This window comes from Streptomyces sp. NPDC053076, assembly GCF_044546845.1.
In the GTDB taxonomy this organism is placed as follows: domain Bacteria; phylum Actinomycetota; class Actinomycetes; order Streptomycetales; family Streptomycetaceae; genus Streptomyces.
Map to the genome: position 1 here is coordinate 245,132 of NZ_JBITZL010000003.1, position 18,860 is coordinate 263,991.

The following is an 18,860-nucleotide window of genomic DNA, read 5'->3' on the forward strand; positions in this document are numbered from 1 at the left end:
TTGGACGCCCAGGGACACACGGAGCGCGTCGACGACCGGCGCCGCCGCTGCCGTACGAAGGAGGAGAACGGAGGCGGACGGGAATCGAACCCGCCTGCCCGAGATCCTCGGGCACCTCGGTTTTGAAGACCGGGAGGGCCACCAGGCACCCACACGCCTCCACCGCTCGCCAGGCTACTGCCCCAGGAGACCGCCGCCATGACATCCACACCGGCCCGACAGACCGCCGTACGGCTCACCCAGTTCGCCCACGGCGGCGGCTGCGCCTGCAAGATCCCGCCCGGCGAGCTGGAGGACGTGGTCGCGGGACTCACCGTGCCGCCGCTCACCGGCGGTGACACCCCGCTGCTCGTCGGCCTCGCCACCGGCGACGACGCGGCCGTGGTCACACACCGGGGGACCGCCGTGGTGTGCACGGCCGACTTCTTCACCCCGGTCGTCGACGACCCCTACGACTGGGGCCGGATCGCCGCCGCCAACGCCCTGTCGGACGTGTACGCGATGGGCGGCAGGCCCGTGCTCGCCGTCAACCTTCTCGCCTGGCCGCGCGACCGGCTCCCGTTCGACCTCGCCCGCGAGGTGCTGCGCGGTGGACTGGACGTCGCCACCGAGGCGGACTGCCACGTCGGTGGCGGGCACAGCGTCGACGACCCCGAGCCCAAGTACGGCATGGCCGTCACCGGCATCGCCGACCCGCAGCGGCTGCTGCGCAACGACGCCGGCCGGCCCGGGCTGCCGCTGTCCCTGACCAAACCGCTGGGCCTCGGTGTCCTGAACAACCGCCACAAGGCCACCGGCGAGTGGTTCGAGCACGCCGTCGCCACCATGGCCGCCCTCAACCGGCAGGCGTCGGAGGCCGCGCTGGCCGCCGGCGCCGAGTGCGCCACCGACGTGACCGGGTTCGGCTTCCTCGGCCATCTGCACAAGCTGGCCCGCGCCTCCGGTGTGACCGCCGTGGTCGACACCGCCGCCGTCCCCTACCTGGAGGGCGCCCGGGAAGCCGTACGCGACGGATACGTCAGCGGTGGCACCCGGCGCAATCTGGAGTGGGTCACGCCGTTCACCGACTTCGGGGACACCGACGCGGACACCCGGCTGCTCCTCGCCGACGCGCAGACCTCCGGCGGGCTGCTCGTCGTCGGGGAGGTGCCCGGAGCGCCGGTGGTGGGGCATCTGGTACCGCGCGGAACGCACTCCGTCGTGCTCAGGTAGACGGGCTCACGGCCCCGCACTCCGCTTCGTCGGCAGGACCGCTCACGGCTCCGTCCCGGTGGTCTCGTCGATGCCCGCCCGGATGCGGTACGCCCGCACCAGCGCCACGCTCGCCGGGCCCCGCGGACGTCGTCCCGGGCGGATGTCGACCGCGAACGCCTTCGTCTCCTGGATGTGCGTGTTCGGGTCCAGGGACAGATGCAGCAGCTCGTTGGCCGCGTCCCCGGTGCTGTAGCCGTTGGGGCCCCAGTGGTACGGCAGCCCCACCTGGTGGAGCCGGCGCCCCTGCACGGTCAGCGGGGCCATCCGGTCGGTGACCAGCACCCGCGCCTCGATCACGCCTCGTGCGCTGACGATCGTCGCCCACCCGGTGTGGGCCAGACCCCGCTCGGCGGCCAGTTCCGGGGACACCTCGCAGAAGAACTCCGGCTGGAGCTCCGCCAGGTACGGCTGCCAGCGGGACATACCGCCCGCCGTGTGGTGCTCGGTGAGCCGGTAGGTGGTGGCGACGTACGGGAACACCTGGGAGCCGGGCTCGTCGCCGCTGGGCTGGTAGCGGTTGTCGGGGTGCGGTCGCAGCAAGTGCCGTACGGGGTTGCGCTGCTGCTCGTAGACGAGGTTCGAAAACGGCGAGTCCTGCGGCTCGTAGTGCGCGGGCAACGGCCCGTCGGTGAGCCCGGACGGCACGTACAGCCATGCCTTGCCGTCGGCCTGCATGATGAACGGGTCCGTGCCGGACAGGGCCTCGGGCCCGGTCGCGCCCTCGGGCGGCTCGTGGTCGGGCGCCTTGTCCTTCTTGAAGTCGGGGACGTCGTGCCCTGTCCACTCGCCCGTCTCCGCGTCCCACCACACCAGCGCCTTGCGCTCGCTCCACGGCCTGCCGTCGGGATCGGCGGAGGCACGGTTGTACAGGATCCGCCGGTTGGCCGGCCAGGCCCACGCCCACTCGGCCGCCACCCAGTCCTGCTCCCGGCCGGGCTTGCGGCGGGCCGCCTGGTTGACACCGTCGGCGTAGACACCGCAGTAGATCCAGCACCCGCAGGCCGTGGAGCCGTCGGGCCTCAGCTCCTCGTAGGAGGAGAGCGGGGCGCCGTCGGCGTTCCGGCCGTTGATCTCGGCGAGGACCGCCTCCGCGTCGGGTTCGGCGGTCCTGCCCTTGGTCGGGTAGTCCCAGGCCAGGTCGAGCACCGGCCGGTCCATCTCGTCCTCGGACCCGGCGAGCTTGTGCCGGATGATCCGTCCCAGGTGGTAGGCGAACCACAGGTCGCTGCGTGCCTCGCCGGGCGGCTCCACCGCCTGGTGGTGCCACTGGAGCATCCGCTGGGTGTTGGTGAAGCTGCCGTCCTTCTCGGTGTGCGCGGCGGCCGGCAGGAAGAACACCTCGGTGCGGATGTCCTCGGTGCGCAGCTCGCCCGTCTCGATCTCGGGGCCGTCCTTCCACCAGGTCGCCGACTCGATGAGCGAGAAGTCGCGGACGACCAGCCAGTCCAGATTGGCCATGCCGAGCCGCATCAGCTTCGAGTTGGCGTTGCCCACCGCCGGGTTCTCGCCGACCAGGAAGTAGCCCTTGCAGACGCCTTCCAGCTGGGCCATCGTCGTCTCGTACGTCGAGTGGGAGCCGGTCAGCCGGGGCAGGTAGTCGAAGCAGAAGTCGTTGTCGGCCGTCGCCGCGTCACCCCAGTACGCCTTGAGCAGGCTCACCAGGTACGCGCGCATGTTGCCCCAGTAGCCCTTGTGCGCCGCCTCGGCCCGGACGAAGGCGTCCAGGTCCTCGTTCTGGTGGGCGTGCGGCATGGGGATGTAGCCGGGCAGCAGGTTGAACAAGGTCGGGATGTCCGTGGAGCCCTGGATGGAGGCGTGCCCGCGCAGGGCCAGGATGCCGCCGCCCGGCCGGCCGATGTTGCCGAGCAGGGTCTGCAGGACGGAGGCCGCCCGGATGTTCTGCACACCCACCGTGTGCTGCGTCCAGCCGACCGCGTAGGCGAAGGCCGTCGTCCGCTCGCGTCCGGAGTTCTCCGTGACCAGCTCGCACACCTGCCGGAACAGATCCCGCGGCACCCCGCAGACCTGCTCCACCAGCTCCGGCGTGTAACGGGCGTAGTGCCGCCTGAGCACCTGGAACACACAGCGCGGGTGCGTCAGGGTCTCGTCCCGTTCCGGCTCGCCCTCGCCGATCACCGCGCCGCCGGAGCCGTGGGCCTCGCCGCGCGCGGCCTCGGTCAGGGAGCCGTCGTCGCCGGTGCGTTGCGCGTACTCCTCGTCGCGCTCACCGGAGGCCGCCTGCATCTCGATGCCCTCGTACTGCCAACTGGTGTTGTCGTACGTGCGGTTGTCGGTGTCGAGGCCGGAGAAGACACCGGCCAGGTCCTCGGTGTCCCGGAAGTCCTCCCGCAGGATCACCGGCGCGTTGGTGTAGGCCACGACGTACTCGCGGAAGTACTTCTCGTGCTGGAGCACGTAGTTGACGATCCCGCCGAGGAAGGCGATGTCGGTCCCCGCGCGCAGCGGCACGTGCACGTCGGCGAGCGCGCTGGTGCGGGTGAAGCGCGGATCGACGTGGATCACCTTGGCGCCGCGGGCCTTGGCCTCCATCACCCACTGGAACCCGACCGGATGGCATTCGGCCATGTTCGAGCCCTCGATGAGGATGCAGTCCGCGTTCTGCAGGTCCTGCTGGAAGGTGGTCGCGCCGCCGCGGCCGAACGAGGTTCCCAGACCGGGAACGGTGGAGGAGTGTCAAACGCGCGCCTGGTTCTCGATCTGGATCGCTCCCAGCGCGGTGAACAACTTCTTGATCAGGTAGTTCTCTTCGTTGTCGAGCGTGGCCCCGCCGAGGCTCGCGATGCCCAGGGTGCGGCGGGTGCGGGTGTCGTCGACCTGCCACTGCCAGCCGGCCCGGCGGGCCTCGATCACCCGGTCGGCGATCATGTCCATGGCCGTGTCCAGGTCCAGCCGCTCCCACTCGGTGCCGTGCGGGCGCCGGTACAGGACCTGGTGCTCGCGGGCGTCCCCGGTGGTCAGCTGGAGGCTGGCCGCGCCCTTGGGACACAGCCGCCCGCGGGAGACGGGGGAGTCCGGGTCGCCCTCGATCTGGGTGACCCGGCCGTCCTCGACGTACACGTTCTGGCCGCAGCCGACCGCGCAGTACGGGCAGACGGACTTCACGACTCGGTCCGCCGTGGCCACCCGGGGCGTCAGCCGCGCGCTGCGCCCGCTCTTGGCGGCGGCACCGCGGCCGAGCGGATCCGTGCCGGTGAGCTGGCGGTACACCGGCCAGGAGTCGATCCATGTGCGCACGCCCACGGCTCCTCCTCCCGCTCTGTTCCTCGATTTTCCCCCACCCCCGCGGCCATGGCATCTCGTGCCGCGGACGGACCGGGAGTACCCCCGCCGGGTGTGGCCAAACAGCCCCGCCGGGGCCGGGTACCCCTCGCCCCTCGGAGGGTGCGGGGAGCGCGACGGCGACTCTTGGCGGACAGAGCAGAAAGAGACAGACGGCTCCCGATTCCCGCCGGCCGCGAACTTTTCCGGTACGTCCCGCATCTCACCTGATGTGCAAGGCGAGCCATGGAGCCCAGACCGAAGGGAAGAACGCTCACCATGACCCATCAGGACCAGACCCACACGACCGGAACCTCCGTTGTCCGGCGGTCCGATCGACGCAGGCGCCTCGCGCGGGCGGCGCTCGCCGTGACCTGCGTGGCCGGACTGGGGATCGCCGGTGCCGGAACGGCACGGGCCGCCGGTGCCGCGTCCGCCACGCCCACCTGTTCCGTGTCGCAGCTCAGCGCCTCGTTCGGCGAGACACTGGCCGGCGGCATGAATCACCAGGGCGTGGTGGTGAAGCTCAAGAACACGAGCGCTCGCACCTGCCTGCTGCGGGGCTACCCGGGCCTCGGCCTGGAGAACGCCGCCCACCGGACGCTCCCCTCGACCACCCACTGGGGTGACACCTGGTACGCGAAGAGCCCCCCCAAGACCACCCTGACGCTCCGCAAGGGCCAGAGCGCGGAGGCGGTCATATCGTGGACGCACGCCAACACCGGGTCCTCCGGCGCCGTCCACGCCGCCTACCTCCAGGTCACGCCGCCCGCGGCGACCAGCCACAAGACGCTCGAGTTCCCGGAGTGGGTCGATCACGGCGATCTCCGGGTCACCGCGCTCGCGTACCGGATCCACGTCACCCCCTGAGCGCGGTGGACGCGTGCGGCCGCCTGCGTGCCGCGCCCCGTGACGGTCGCGGGGCGGGGCGCGTGACCTAGCGGCCTCGCGCCGTCAGGCGCTCCCGCTGGGGCGCGACGGTGTAGGCGGGGTCCTCGGCGGAGGCCACCCCGGCGTGGAAGACGCCGAAGCGCAGGGCGGCCGAACCGGTGAGCAGCGCGGCTCCCGCAGCCAGGGCGAGGCGCCGGTCCCGCCCGCAGGACACGGCGAGGGCCGCGCCGCCCGCCGTCAGCAGCTCCGCGGCGCGCAACAGCGCACCCGGGCCGCCCTGCCCGAAGGGCTTGGCGGCCAGGCCCATCCGCCGCTTCATCACCCGGAAGGCACCCAGCTCCAGGGCGGCCCCGAGGACGGCCAGCCGATGGGCGGGCCCCGCCTGAGCGGGCGGAGCCGCGGCCAGGGCCAGGCCCGACGCCGCGGTGGCGGCCGAGCCCGCGAAGACGAACGGCAGCTCACGGTAGCCCTCGTGCCAGGACGGCACCGCCGTGTCCGACAGCAGCACCGCGGTGTACGTCGCCACGGCCGGGCCGAGGACGGCGGAGGCCACCGTGGCGGCCGAGCCCAGCAGCCGGTACCGCCCCGTCACCTCGGTGGCCGCGGCGGTCAGCGTCAGCGGCGCGTACCCCACCAGCAGCCATGAACCGACGCTCATCGGGGAGGTCGGCTTGAACACCCGGAGCATGTTCAGGAACCGGGACGGCCGGCCCAGGTCGTGGACGAGCGCCGCCAGCGACAGCGAGATGGCCCCGGCCGCGCCGAGCTTCGCCGGCACCGCCAGCCCGGGCCGGCCGGTCAGCTGACCCCCGGCCGCCAGCAGCGAGGACGCCCCGGCCAGCCCGCCCAGGTACAGGTATCCGGCGATGTCCAACGGCTTCCACGTCGGCTTGTTGAGCACGGGTGTGCCGTAGTACGACGAGAACTCGGCATCCGGAACCATCGGCTGTTCGCCCCTGCGGCGCCGGCCCCTGCGGTGGCCCCTGTGGGCACCGGTCACCGCCTCCCGGCCCGGCCGCAGGCCCCGCACACCGTCCCGGGTGACGTCCGATCCGCTCGGCGCGGCCTCCTCGCGGAACACCCGGGAGCCGTCGCGGTTCTCTCGCGGACCTGTCCGGAGCCGTCGTGGCCTCCTGTGGAACCGTCCGGAGCGGTCGTGGCCTCCCGTGGAACCGTCCGCTGTCATCGTGGCCTCCGCACGAAGCTTCCCGCCGCCAGGGCCATCAGGGAGGCGGCGGCCACGGCCGCGTGCCGCCACATCCCGGGCAGGTCCCGGGTGGTGACCACCGGGTCGGGGGGCAGTCCGTAGACCTCCGGCGCGTCCAGCAGCAGGAAGAACGCGCCGGCGCCGCCGACCCCGTCGTCCGGGCTCTCGCCGTACAGGCGGGCGTCGGTCGTCCCGGCCGCGTGCAGCTGCGCCACCCGCGCCCGTGCCCGCTCCCGCAGTTCCTCCAGCGGGCCGAACTGGATGGATTCCGTCGGGCACGACTTGGCGCAGGCCGGCTCCAGACCGACGCCCAGGCGGTCGTAGCACAGGGTGCACTTCCACACCCGGCCGTCGTCCTTGCGCTGGTCGATGACGCCGTACGGGCAGGCGGGCACGCAGTAGCCGCAGCCGTTGCAGACGTCCTGCTGGACGACGACCGTGCCGAACTCGGTGCGGAACAGCGCCCCCGTGGGACACACGTCCAGGCAGGCGGCGTGCGTGCAGTGCTTGCACACGTCCGAGGACATCAGCCAGCGCAGTTCGGTACGGCCTTCGGGGGCGAGCGGGGAGATCTGCCCGGCGGGCGTCCCCGCCGCCGCGGGGCCGGGGGAGGAGACGTCGGTGCCGAGCCGCGACGCGGCGGCGAACACGTCCACGTCGTCGTGCGCGACGCCGGCCTCCTGCCCGCCCGACGGCTTGCGCTGCTCCACGAAGGCCACGTGCCGCCAGCTGTCGGCGCCCAGACCGCGCGTGTTGTCGTAGGACATGCCGGTCAGTTCGAGGCCGTCCTCCGGGATCGCGTTCCACTCCTTGCACGCCACCTCGCACGCCTTGCAGCCGATGCACACGGAGGTGTCGGTGAAAAAGCCCACTCTGGGCGGGGCATCCGGGTAGCCCGACGCCCCGGACACGTCCGGCTGCGGGCCGTACAGCGCGTTCCCGCGCTTGTCCTCGGCGTCGCTCATGCCGTCCCTCCTCGCACACGACCGCCCGGCCTTCTCGGGCGCCACGACCGCTCCGTCGACGTCCGGAGGGGACAGGAACGTCGGCCGGACGCCCGTCGGCACCCGGACGAGCGGGCTGTACGGCGCGGGCCCGGCCTGGAGAGGACGTGCGCGGCACGCCTGCCGCCCCGTGCTCGCTCTCCCACTTCTGGTGCCCTATTCCGAGCCTGGCACGGGTGCCCCCGCTCCGCGCGCCCGAAACGGGGTCCGGCATGCGCCCCCGCCGCCCGGACGCGCTCGCGGGCCCCGGGCCGAGCCGGCTGGGACGCCTGCCCGAGCCCTTGGCCAAACCGCTACGGCTACCCGGTTGAAGCCGTCTCACACCGGTCTCGGACAGAAAATTCCATGAGCGCCCGGGGATGGCCGATTGCTTTGTCCAAGTCCGCGAGGGTGGGTTAATCTGCGGCGTATTTTCTCATCATGCAAATCCGTGAACTGCGGAAATGCACACACCAACGGTCGGGGGCAGTCTGCTCCCGGCCGCGGTTCCGGGGTCCTCGCGGCGGGGGCTCCTGGGGAGCGGATCGAGGGTGCGCATGGCCGGCAAGGCGACCGGGACGACCGAGGCGGTCCCGGGTGACCACGAACTGAGAAGACTGCTCGCGGGTCTGACCGCGGTGCGCGACGGAGACTTCGGCACCCGGCTGCCGGACGACTCCACCGGGCTCCTGGGCGACATCGCCACCGTCTTCAACGGCATGGTCGACCAGTTGTCCGTATTCACCTCGGAGGTCACGCGCGTGGCCCGCGAGGTGGGCACGGAGGGCACCCTCGGCGGACAGGCACAGGTGCCGGGCGTATCCGGCACCTGGGCCGACCTGACCGACTCCGTCAACGCGATGGCGGGCAACCTCACCACACAGGTACGCGACATCGCCCAGGTCGCCACCGCCGTGGCCAAGGGCGACCTCTCCCAGAAGATCGACGTGCCCGCGCGGGGCGAGATCCTCCAGCTGAAGGAAACCGTCAACACGATGGTGGACCAGCTGTCCGCGTTCGCCGACGAGGTGACCCGGGTCGCGCGCGAAGTGGGCACCGAAGGCCGCCTGGGGGGTCAGGCGCAGGTGCCCGGCGTCGCCGGTGTCTGGCGGGACCTGACGGACTCGGTCAATTTCATGGCCGGGAACCTGACGGCGCAGGTACGCAATGTGGCCCAGGTGACGACCGCGGTGGCGCAGGGCGATCTGTCGCAGAAGATCACGGTGGACGCGCGGGGCGAGATCCTGGAGCTGAAGAGCACCATCAACACGATGGTGGACCAGCTGTCCGCGTTCGCCGACGAGGTGACCCGGGTGGCGCGCGAGGTCGGTACGGAGGGCCGGCTCGGCGGGCAGGCCGACGTCAAGGGGGTCAAGGGCACCTGGCGGGACCTGACGGACTCGGTCAACTTCATGGGCGGGAACCTCACGGCCCAGGTGCGCAACGTCGCCCAGGTCGCCACCGCCGTGGCGCAGGGGGACCTGTCGCAGAAGATCACGGTGGACGCGCGGGGCGAGATCCTGGAGCTGAAGAACACCATCAACACGATGGTGGACCAGCTGTCCGCGTTCGCCGACGAGGTCACGCGAGTGGCGCGTGAGGTGGGCACCGAGGGCCGGCTCGGCGGACAGGCACAGGTCCGTGGCGTCGCCGGCACCTGGAAGGACCTCACCGACAACGTCAACGTGATGGCCTCCAACCTCACCGGCCAGGTCCGCTCCATCGCCCAGGTCGCCACCGCCGTGGCCAAGGGCGACCTCTCCCAGAAGATCACCGTCGAGGCCAAGGGCGAGGTCGCCGCGCTGGCCGACGTGATCAACACCATGGTCGACACCCTGTCGGCGTTCGCGGACGAGGTGACCCGGGTGGCCCGCGAGGTGGGCACCGAGGGCCGGCTCGGCGGGCAGGCGCACGTGCCCAACGTGGCCGGCACCTGGAAGGACCTCACCGACAACGTCAACTCCATGGCCAACAACCTCACCGGGCAGGTGCGCAACATCGCGCTGGTGACGACGGCCGTGGCCAAGGGCGACCTGTCCAAGAAGATCGACGTCGACGCCCGCGGGGAGATCCTGGAACTGAAGACGACCATCAACACGATGGTCGACCAGCTCTCCGCCTTCGCCGACGAGGTCACCCGTGTCGCCCGCGAGGTCGGCACCGAGGGCCGGCTCGGCGGCCAGGCCGAGGTCGAGGGTGTCTCCGGCACCTGGAAGCGGCTCACCGAGAACGTCAACGAACTCGCCGGCAACCTCACCCGGCAGGTCCGCGCCATCGCCGACGTCGCCAGCGCCGTCGCCGAGGGCGACCTGACCCGGTCCATCACCGTCGACGCCTCCGGCGAGGTCGCCGACCTCAAGGACAACATCAACTCCATGGTGGAGTCCCTGCGCGAGACCACCATGGCCAACCAGGAACAGGACTGGCTCAAGACCAACCTCGCCCGGATCTCCGGGCTGATGCAGGGACACCGCGACCTGCCCGTCGTCGCCGAACTCATCATGGACGAGCTGGCGCCCCAGGTGTCCGCGCAGTACGGCGCCTTCTACCTCGCGGAGGACGGCGCGTCCGGGCCCGAGCTGCGGCTCGTCGGCTCCTACGGCCGGCCCGCGGATGACACCCGGCCCGTTCGCATCGCGTTCGGCCGCTCCCTGGTCGGCCAGGCCGCGCGCAGCCGCCGTACCATCGCCGTCGACCAGCTGCCGCACGGATACGTCACCATCTCCTCCGGGCTCGGACAGATCGAGCCGACCGCGCTGTTGCTGCTGCCCATCGTCTTCGAGGAGCAGGTCCTCGGCGTCATCGAGCTGGCCGCCGTCACGCCGTTCACGCCCATCCAGCGGGACTTCCTCCAGCAGCTGGTGGACACCATCGGCGTCAACGTCAACACGATCGTCGCCAACGCCCGTACCGACGAGCTGCTCCAGGAGTCGCAGCGCCTGACCAGCGAACTGCAGTCCCGCTCGGCCGAGTTGCAGGCGCGCCAGGAGGAACTGCAGAGCTCCAACGCCGAACTCGAGGAGAAGGCGTCGCTGCTGGCCGACCAGAACCGGGACATCGAGGCGAAGAACCTGCAGATCGAGCAGGCCCGGCAGGAACTGGAGGCGCGCGCCCAGCAGTTGTCGCTCGCCTCGAAGTACAAGTCCGAGTTCCTCGCCAACATGAGCCACGAGCTGCGCACCCCGCTCAACAGCCTGCTCATCCTCGCCCAGCTGCTGGCCCAGAACCCCTCCCGCAACCTCACCCCGAAGCAGGTCGAGTACGCGGGCATCATCCACTCGGCCGGCTCCGACCTGCTCCAGCTCATCAACGACATCCTGGACCTGTCCAAGGTCGAGGCCGGCAAGATGGACGTCACGCCCGAACGGGTCTCGCTGCGGCAGCTGATCGAATACGTCGAGGCCACCTTCCGGCCGATGACCTCACAGAAGAGCCTGGACTTCACCGTCGCCACGGCGCCCGGCGCCCCCGCCGACCTGCTCACCGACGACTCCCGGCTCCGGCAGATCCTGCGCAACCTGCTGTCCAACGCGGTGAAGTTCACCGAGCAGGGCGGCGTCGAACTGAGCGTCGAACCCGCCGCCGACGACGACGTGCCCGCCGGTGTCGTGCGGGGCGGTGCGATCGTCGCCTTCCGGGTGAAGGACACCGGAATCGGCATCCCCGAACAGCAACTGGAGACCATCTTCGGCGCGTTCCAGCAGGCGGACGGCACCACGAGCCGCAAGTACGGCGGCACCGGGCTCGGTCTGTCCATCACGCGGGAGATCGCGCACCTGCTCGGCGGCGCCGTCACCGTGGACAGCACTCCCGGCAAGGGCAGCTCCTTCACCCTCTACCTGCCCGTCGCCCGGCCCGACTTCGAAGAACACATGCGCGGTGGCCGCCCCGTCCCGAAGGCCGAGCGGGAACGGACGGACGGCACGCTCGGGCACGACCTGCACCAGGAGCTGCCGCCGGCCACCGAGCGGCGGGAGCGCCCGCGCCGCCTGCTCGTCGTCGAGGAGCGCCCGCGCGGGCTGCTGACCCTGGTCGCCGAGAGCGTGGTCCGGGACCTGGAGCACACCCGGGCCGACGGCGGCACACCCGTCGACATCATCACCGCGGTCGGCGCCCAGGAGGCGGCCGGCGCCCTGGCCGCCGAACCCTGCCACTGCGTCGTCGTGGAACTCGGCATGCCCGACGGGGAGTCGGCCCGCTTCCTGGAGGCCCTGCGCGGCGACTCGGCCCTGACCAGCGTCCCGATACTGGTGCACGGCTCGCAGCGCACCGAGCCGCTCACCGGGGACACCGAGGGCGCTGCGCTGGAGTATCTGTTCAGCCTGGACGAGCTGCGCGAGCGGATCGCGCTGCACCTGTCGGCCGAGGAGCCCGGCGAGGTGCTCACCCTGGTCCGCGGCGAGGAACTCCCGCGTACCGCACCCCACTTGATCGACGAGCACACCCGTGGCCGTACCGTTCTCGTCGTCGACGACGACGCCCGGAACCTGTTCGCGCTCAGCGGCATCCTCGAACTGCACGGCTTCCGCGTCCTGCACGCGGAGAACGGCCGCAAGGGCATCGAGACGCTGGTGAACAACCCGGACGTCGAACTCGTCCTGATGGACGTGATGATGCCGGAGATGGACGGCTACACGGCCACGGCCGAGATCCGCAGGATGCCCCAGTACGCCGACCTGCCGGTCATCGCGGTGACCGCGAAGGCCATGCAGGGCGACCGGGAGAAGAGTCTGGCCTCCGGGGCCAGCGACTATGTGACGAAACCGGTGGACACCCATGACCTCATCGCCTGTGTCCGGCGCTGGCTCCCCGCATGAGCACGGCACGGCGCGCCCGCCCGCCCGCAGGCCGAGGAGTACGGACCCGGTGAACATGCACGAACCGCCCGCCGGGCCCGACGCGCCGGCCGACCCGCCCGCCCGGCTCCCGTCCGCCGAAGCCGTGCGGCCCGACGTGGGCGCTCCGACCCCGGCCGTGCGGCCCGAGGTGCCGGACCCGACCCCGGCCGTGCGGTCCGACGTGTCCGCCCCCACCCCGGTGGGCCGGCTCGCCGCCACGGTGGAACGGCTGCGCCGGGAGGTACGGATGGCGCATGCCGAGGCCGAGGGCCGGGCGCTGATCGAGCTGGCCAAGGGCATCCTGGTCGAACGCCTCGGCTGCGGCCCCGCCCAGGCAGCCCGCCAGCTCGCCGAACTCACCGAGCAGGCGCAGGTGACTCCGCTGGAGTTCGCGGTGGACGTCATCAATCAGGCTGCCCAGGACCGCGTCTCGGAGATCACCGAGGCGTTCCTGTCCGTCGCCGCGGACCAGGCCGGGCCCGTCGCCGACTCCGCCGCCGTGCGGCTGCGCGCCGCCGAGAGCGGCGTGCTGGCCGCGCCCGACGCCCAGGCGATGGCCGACTCGCTGCTGGCCCACGCCCTGCGTCCGCTGGGCGCGGCCGCCGTGGCCATCTGGTCGGCCGGCCCGGACGGCTCGCTGACCCTCGCGGGCAGCGCGGGTTTCCCTCCCGGGGAGGCGGCCCGCTGGCGCTATGTGCCGCCGGACGTGGCCACGGTGGCCCGGCGCGGACTGACCGAGCCCGACGGCGAATGGCTGCCCAAGCTCGCCGAGTCCGGGCTGCCCACGATCGGCCGGCGCGAGTACGCCGACGGGGCGCGGATCGCCGTACCGTCCGGGACGGGCGGCCGGATCCACGGCGTCCTGGAGATCGCCTGGCCCAAGCCGGAGGGCCCGCTGCCCCGCCCGGTCGTCCGGCAGGTGGAGGCCCTGGCCGAGCTGTGCGCGCACACCCTGGAGACCTTCGGACCGCCGCCCGGCGCCGGACCGGAGCAGGGGCTGCTGCCCGACGTGGTCGAGCTGATGGACCTGGCCGACGGGCTGCACGACCCGGCCCTGGTGCTCGTGCCGCACCTGGACGGCGCCGGTCAGCTGGTCGACTTCCGCATCCAGCACGTCAACAGCCGCTTCCTCGACCCCGCGGGCCGGCCGCGGGCCGTCGTGGGCGGCGCCCTGCTGCTGGAGGCATACCCGATGGCCGCCGGTGCCAGCGAGCTGTTCCAGCGCGTGGAGCGGGTGCACGCCACCGGTGAACCGTTCCGCGCCCGCCGGATGCGGCTGACCGCCCTGGTCGACCAGGTGCCGCTGTCCGCCGTCGCGGACATCAGCATCAGCCGGCACGGCGCCGCGGTGCTGCTGATCTGGCGCATCGAGGACGAGACGGCCCGCCTGGCCAGCCTGCTCCAGCACGCCCAGCGGCTCGGCCGGATCGGCGGGTTCGAGGAGAACCTGCTCACCGGCGAGATCACCTGGAACGGCCAGTTGTTCAGCCTCTACGGCCGCCCGATGAGCAGCCCCGCGGTCGCCCTGCACGACCTGCCGGCCCACGCCCATCCCGACGACGCCGTCACCCTCGGCCGCTTCCTGCGCACTCTGATGCACCACCGCAGGCCCGCCTCCGCCGCGTTCCGGCTGCTGCGCCCGGACGGTGTGACCCGGCACATGCGGGTGGTCGCCGAACCCGTGCTCGACACCGACGGGCAGCTCTTCGGCGTCCGCGGCGCCTACCAGGACATCTCGTCGCAGCACTGGACCGAGGTCGCCCTCGCCGCCACCCGCGACCAGCTCGCCCACACCGAGCAGCAGGCCGTGGAACGCAACCGGCTGGCCCTTCAGCTCCAGCACGCCATCATGCCCCCGGCCCAGGCGCCGCTGCGGGTGCCCGGCCTCCAGATCGCGGTGCGCTACCGGCCCGCCGAGACCGAAAACCTCGTCGGCGGCGACTGGTACGACTCGGTCGTGCTGCCCTCCGGACTGGTCCTGCTGTGCGTCGGCGACGTCGCCGGGCACGGCATCGAGGCGGCTACCAGCATGGTCGTCCTGCGCAACGCGCTGCGCGGTCTCGCGGTGACCGGGGCCGGTCCGGCGCAGCTGCTGTCCTGGCTGAACATCGTCGCCCACCATCTGACGGGCGCGGTCACCGCGACCGCCGTCTGCGGCCTGTACGACGGCGAGCGGCGGATCCTTCGCTGGGCGCGGGCCGGCCATCTGCCGCCGGTGCTGGTGCGGGAGGCCGACGCCACCGCGCTGCCCCCGGTCAAGGGGCTGCTGCTGGGCGCCGTGCCGGAAGCGCGCTACGAGGAGACGGAAGTCCAGCTGGCCGCGGGGGACACCCTGCTGATGTACACCGACGGCCTCATCGAGCGCCGGGACCGCTCGGTGGAGGAGTCGCTGTCCCACCTCCTGGACACCGCGCGGGCGGCGCCCAGCACCCTGGACCAGCAACTGGACCGGCTGCTGACGTACAGCAGGTCGGACACCGACGACGACACCTGCATCGTCGGCATCAGGGTCGCCTGACCGGTCACGCCCGGACGCTCAGCCCGCTGCCGCCGGGGCGAGCGGCACGGTCGCGGTGACCCGTTTGCCCTGGGACAGCCAGGTGACGTCCAGGCCGTGGGAGAGCATCGTCACGAGATGCAGGCCGTGTCCCCCGATCCGCCGGGGGTCGGGCGGGCGCCGGCGCGGCGGCTCCGGGGAGGTGTCGGTGACGGTGATGCGCAGCGCGTTCGCGCCGGGCAGCAGTTCCAGGGCCAGCGCGCAGGGGCCGGGCGCGTGCTTGGCCGCGTTGGTGACGAGTTCGCTGACGACGAGCTGGGCGTCCTGCACCGGGCGCCGCCCTGGTGCGGGCCGGGCCCGGGCGAGCAGGGCGGCGACGGCGTCTCTCGCCTCCGCGATGCCGGATACGCCGGTGTGCCAGGTGCGGCTGTAGCGCAGGAGCGCCGGGCGGTCCTGCGTCGTCGCGTGGGTCCTGAGCGGGATGTCCATACCTCGTTGCCCTTTTCCTCCGGGGTCAGGGTCCCTTCCTGTGCACAGGGGGTCGTGCCGTCCCTGCTCGGCTACCCGCTGGACCGTCGGTCAAGGGGCGGTACGGGAGGAATCCTCCGGATGTCCGCGAACGCCTGCTGAGGGGTGGCGCGAACCACGCGGTGACAGCCGGGGGCGGCGGCACCGGGACACCCCGACACCTACCGGCACCGGACGCGCACCGGCACCGGACGCGCGCCGGCACCGGACAGGCGCCGGCATCGGACAGGCATGGGCATCGGACAGGCGCCGGCATCGGACAGGCATGGGCATCGGACAGGCGCCGGCATCGGACAGGCACCGGCGCCCGGACATACGTCGGCACCCCGACGTGCATCGGCATCCGGACTGGCACCGGCACCCGCACACAGCGGAACGGGTCCGGAAATCCGCTGCCGCTGGATTTCCGGACCCGTTCCCTGCCGAGTCGGCGTATACCTCAGTGCTTGAAGACGTCCTTCGCCTTCTCCTTGGCCTGGCGGGCGTCTCCACGAGCGCCCTCCATACGGCCCTCGGCTTCCATCCGCTCGTTTCCGACGGCGCGGCCCACGGCTTCCTTGGCCTTGCCCTTGGCCTGCTCCACCTTGCCCTTGGCCTTCTTGCTGCCAGCCATCGCGTGTCACATCCCAACATCGACGCGGTCTCTGGTCGTCATTCGAATTGCCGCTCTCCGGCCGCCCAAACCCGAAAGCCGCACCCGGCATCCGGGGAGAGGTGTACCCAGGTCGACTCCGCGGGCCCCGGCTGTGCAGCCGGGGCCCGCGGCCGGGTGCCCGCACGGCATTACCCAGTCTTGGTTGAACAGTCCAGACTGATAAACCTACTGTCATCAAACGTGGACGACACTGCACTCGCGGGTGCGCTGCGGCTGGCCATGGGCCGGATCGTGCGCCGACTGCGCCAGGCACACGCCGTCGGGGACCTGTCCCTGTCCGGTGTCTCGGTGCTCGCCCGGCTGGCCCGCACCGGCCCGGACTCACCCGGCTCGCTCGCCGAGCTGGAGCGGGTGCGGCCCCAGGCGATGGCCAGTACGCTCGCCGGACTCACACACCGCGGGCTGGTGAGCCGCTGCCCGGACGCGACCGACGGGCGCCGGGTCGTCGTGTCCCTCACCGAGGAGGGCCGGGCCGTGCTGGAACAGCGCCGATCCGAGTCCGTCAGCCGTCTCGCCCGGGCACTGGAGGAGTTCACCCCGCGGGAACGGCAGGCCCTGCACGACGTCCTGCCCCTGCTCGACCGATTGGCGGAACACCTGTGACCGGCCAGGCACCCGCACCCCGTACGCCGGCCGCCGGACAACTCCGGGCCCGGCTGCTCGCCCGCTCGGCCCGCCTGCGCGACACGCCCCCGGGCCCCGGTTACCGATGGGTCGCCCTGTCCAACACCACGCTCGGCGTGCTGATCGCCACGATGGACGCCTCCATCGTGATCATCTCGCTGCCCGCGATCTTCCGCGGGATCGGCCTCGACCCGCTCGCGCCCGGCAACATCGGCTATCTGCTGTGGATGATCCTCGGCTATCTGCTGGTCTCGGCCGTGCTGGTCGTCGTCCTCGGCCGGCTCGGCGACATGTTCGGCCGGGTCCGGATCTACAACCTGGGCTTCCTCGTCTTCGCGGTCGCCTCCGTCGCGCTGTCCCTGGATCCGTTCCGGGCCGGGGCGGGCGCGCTCTGGCTGATCCTGTGGCGCGTCGTGCAGGCATTCGGCGGCTCCATGCTCACCGCGAACTCGGCGGCCATCCTCACCGACGCCTTCCCGGCCCGCCGGCGCGGAATGGCCCTCGGCATCAACCAGATCACCGCACTCGCCGGGCAGTTCCTCGGTCTGCTCGCCGGTGGTCTGCTCGCGGCCGTCGACTGGCGGGCGGTGTTCTGGGTGAGCGTCCCCGTCAGCGTCACCGGCACCATCTGGTCGTACCTGAGCCTGCGGGAGACCTCGGCCGGTGCACGCGGCCGGATCGACTGGCCCGGCAACCTCACCTTCGCCTCCGGCGCCGGCATCCTGCTGGCGGGCATCACCTACGGCATCCAGCCCTACGGCGGTCACCCCACCGGATGGACCAACCCCTGGGTGCTCGCCGGGCTGTTCGGCGGTGCCTTCCTGCTGCTGACGTTCTGCGTCGTCGAGAGCCGGGTCGCCGAGCCCATGTTCCACCTGTCCCTGTTCAAGATCCGGGCGTTCGCCGCGGGCAACCTGGCCGCCCTGCTCACCGCCATCGCCCGCGGCGGGCTGCAGTTCATGCTCATCATCTGGCTGCAGGGCATCTGGCTGCCCCTGCACGGCTACGACTTCGAGGACACCCCGCTGTGGGCCGGCATCTTCATGCTGCCGCTCACTCTGGGCTTCCTGATCGCCGGTCCCGTCTCGGGCTATCTGTCCGACCGGTTCGGCGCCCGCCTCTTCTCCACCGCCGGACTGCTCCTCGTCGCCGCGTCCTTCGTCGGACTGCTCGCGCTACCGGTGGACTTCGACTACACCGCCTTCGCCGCACTGCTGCTGCTCAGCGGGCTGGGCCAGGGCATGTTCTCCGCGCCCAACACCTCGTCCATCATGGGCAGCGTGCCCGCCCGGTACCGGGGCGTCGCCTCCGGGATGCGCTCCACCTTCCAGAACTCCGGCACGGCCCTGTCCATCGGTGTCTTCTTCTCCCTGATGGTCTCCGGGCTGGCCTCCTCCCTGCCGTCGACGCTCGGCAGCGGCCTCCAGGCGCACGGTGTGTCCGCCTCGACCGCCCACCAGGTGGCCTCGCTGCCGCCCGTCAGTACCCTGTTCGCGACCTTCCTGGGCGACAACCCCATCGGCCATCTGCTCGGCGGTGGCGCCCTGGACCACCTGAGCGAGGCCCAGCGCGCCACCCTGACCGGACACAGCTTCTTCCCGCAACTGGTCTCCGGCCCCTTCCACCACGGCCTGAGCATCGTCTTCGGTGTGGCCGCCGGGATGGCCCTGGTGTCCGCGCTCGCCTCCGCCCTGCGGGGCGGCCACGAGCGCGCCGTCGACGGCCCACCGCGCGGACCGGCCCCGTCGGCCGAGGGCCGGCCGACGCGGGCCTCGCGCTAGCCGGCGTACGCCCGCAGCGGATAGTGGTCCGAGAGGTCGGTGTACGTGTACGACGTCCCCCAACTGCTCACGGTCCAGGGGGCCGGCCGCTCCTCGACGACCTCGTTGTGCCAGCGCGCCGGACGCGCGTGACCCGCGCGGGCGAGGACGTAGTCCAGGTCCGCGCGCGGGTCGTCCGGACAGCGGTCGTGGGCGATGGAGTTCTCCTGCATGTCGAACGAGTACGGGTGCCCGGTGCGCGCGTCGGCGCCGGCCAGATCCGCGTCGGCGAGCATGGAGGCGTACTCACCGCCGCGCGAGTCCGGAACAGGGTGGGGGGACCG

Annotated in this window: 11 protein-coding genes, 1 tRNA gene and 1 pseudogene; 6 read left to right on the top strand and 7 right to left on the bottom strand. The window is 72.1% G+C overall.

The features are described from left to right. Positions 1-68 precede the first annotated feature (68 nt). A tRNA-Sec gene (locus ACIGYR_RS14675) sits at positions 69-161 on the bottom strand. A 37-nt stretch (positions 162-198) separates the two neighbouring features. Between ACIGYR_RS14675 and selD the strand changes: the two genes are divergently transcribed. Next, positions 199-1,212: a selenide, water dikinase SelD gene (selD, locus tag ACIGYR_RS14680; RefSeq protein ID WP_399599102.1), complete on the top strand. Its 1,014-nt coding sequence runs from the start codon at positions 199-201 to the stop codon at positions 1,210-1,212. Between the two features lie 42 nt (positions 1,213-1,254). On the opposite strand, the gene fdh is transcribed toward selD, so the two are convergent. Continuing rightward, positions 1,255-4,515, bottom strand: a complete 3,261-nt coding sequence (gene fdh, locus ACIGYR_RS14685) for a formate dehydrogenase (RefSeq protein WP_399599105.1) — start codon at positions 4,513-4,515, stop codon at positions 1,255-1,257. 297 nt (positions 4,516-4,812) lie between these two features. Here fdh and ACIGYR_RS14690 point away from each other — a divergent pair, with 297 nt between their 5' ends. Beyond that, on the top strand, positions 4,813-5,403 hold the full coding sequence (locus tag ACIGYR_RS14690) for a DUF4232 domain-containing protein (RefSeq protein WP_399599108.1): 591 nt from the start codon (positions 4,813-4,815) through the stop codon (positions 5,401-5,403). 67 nt (positions 5,404-5,470) lie between these two features. Here ACIGYR_RS14690 and nrfD read toward each other — a convergent pair whose 3' ends face one another. Both nrfD and ACIGYR_RS14700 read right to left on the bottom strand, forming a co-directional pair. Next, on the bottom strand, positions 5,471-6,367 hold the full coding sequence (gene nrfD, locus ACIGYR_RS14695; protein ID WP_399600212.1) for an NrfD/PsrC family molybdoenzyme membrane anchor subunit: 897 nt from the start codon (positions 6,365-6,367) through the stop codon (positions 5,471-5,473). A gap of 239 nt (positions 6,368-6,606) precedes the next feature. Beyond that, positions 6,607-7,596: a 4Fe-4S dicluster domain-containing protein gene (locus ACIGYR_RS14700; protein WP_399599111.1), complete on the bottom strand. Its 990-nt coding sequence runs from the start codon at positions 7,594-7,596 to the stop codon at positions 6,607-6,609. Between the two features lie 575 nt (positions 7,597-8,171). On the opposite strand from ACIGYR_RS14700, the gene ACIGYR_RS14705 reads away from it, so the two are divergent. Further along, positions 8,172-12,431, top strand: coding sequence for a HAMP domain-containing protein (locus ACIGYR_RS14705; RefSeq protein WP_399599114.1), 4,260 nt, complete (start codon positions 8,172-8,174; stop codon positions 12,429-12,431). A gap of 55 nt (positions 12,432-12,486) precedes the next feature. Beyond that, entirely contained in the window at positions 12,487-14,970 is a 2,484-nt protein-coding gene (locus ACIGYR_RS14710) for a SpoIIE family protein phosphatase (RefSeq protein ID WP_399600215.1), read from the top strand. An 18-nt stretch (positions 14,971-14,988) separates the two neighbouring features. Here the strand turns inward: ACIGYR_RS14710 and ACIGYR_RS14715 are convergent, their stop codons facing one another. Beyond that, a complete protein-coding gene (locus ACIGYR_RS14715) occupies positions 14,989-15,438 on the bottom strand; it encodes an ATP-binding protein (protein ID WP_399599117.1) in 450 nt (149 codons plus the stop codon). A 478-nt stretch (positions 15,439-15,916) separates the two neighbouring features. Then, positions 15,917-16,090 carry a CsbD family protein gene (locus tag ACIGYR_RS14720; RefSeq protein WP_391842988.1) on the bottom strand — a complete coding sequence of 58 codons (174 nt, stop codon included), beginning with the start codon at positions 16,088-16,090 and terminating at the stop codon, positions 15,917-15,919. Positions 16,091-16,312: 222 nt separating this feature from the next. Here ACIGYR_RS14720 and ACIGYR_RS14725 point away from each other — a divergent pair, with 222 nt between their 5' ends. Continuing rightward, positions 16,313-16,735, top strand: a complete 423-nt coding sequence (locus tag ACIGYR_RS14725) for a MarR family winged helix-turn-helix transcriptional regulator (RefSeq protein WP_399599120.1) — start codon at positions 16,313-16,315, stop codon at positions 16,733-16,735. 152 nt (positions 16,736-16,887) lie between these two features. Then, on the top strand, positions 16,888-18,537 hold the full coding sequence (locus tag ACIGYR_RS14730) for an MFS transporter (protein WP_399600218.1): 1,650 nt from the start codon (positions 16,888-16,890) through the stop codon (positions 18,535-18,537). On the opposite strand, the pseudogene ACIGYR_RS14735 reads toward ACIGYR_RS14730, so the two are convergent. After that, positions 18,534-18,839 (bottom strand): annotated as a pseudogene (locus tag ACIGYR_RS14735) (sphingomyelin phosphodiesterase); the annotation flags it as partial. The gene ACIGYR_RS14730 and the pseudogene ACIGYR_RS14735 sit on opposite strands and share 4 nt — an antisense overlap. Between the last annotated feature and the right edge of the window lie 21 nt (positions 18,840-18,860).

Bases quoted from the DNA above. Each gene is read 5' to 3' on its own strand.
- ACIGYR_RS14710 (WP_399600215.1), top strand. From the start codon at position 12,487: ATGCACGAACCGCCCGCCGGGCCCGACGCGCCGGCCGACCCGCCCGCC.
- ACIGYR_RS14720 (WP_391842988.1), bottom strand. From the start codon at position 16,090: ATGGCTGGCAGCAAGAAGGCCAAGGGCAAGGTGGAGCAGGCCAAGGGC.
- ACIGYR_RS14730 (WP_399600218.1), top strand. From the start codon at position 16,888: ATGGACGCCTCCATCGTGATCATCTCGCTGCCCGCGATCTTCCGCGGG.
- nrfD (WP_399600212.1), bottom strand. From the start codon at position 6,367: ATGGTTCCGGATGCCGAGTTCTCGTCGTACTACGGCACACCCGTGCTC.
- ACIGYR_RS14705 (WP_399599114.1), top strand. From the start codon at position 8,172: ATGGCCGGCAAGGCGACCGGGACGACCGAGGCGGTCCCGGGTGACCAC.
- ACIGYR_RS14700 (WP_399599111.1), bottom strand. From the start codon at position 7,596: ATGAGCGACGCCGAGGACAAGCGCGGGAACGCGCTGTACGGCCCGCAG.
- selD (WP_399599102.1), top strand. From the start codon at position 199: ATGACATCCACACCGGCCCGACAGACCGCCGTACGGCTCACCCAGTTC.
- ACIGYR_RS14690 (WP_399599108.1), top strand. From the start codon at position 4,813: ATGACCCATCAGGACCAGACCCACACGACCGGAACCTCCGTTGTCCGG.
- ACIGYR_RS14715 (WP_399599117.1), bottom strand. From the start codon at position 15,438: ATGGACATCCCGCTCAGGACCCACGCGACGACGCAGGACCGCCCGGCG.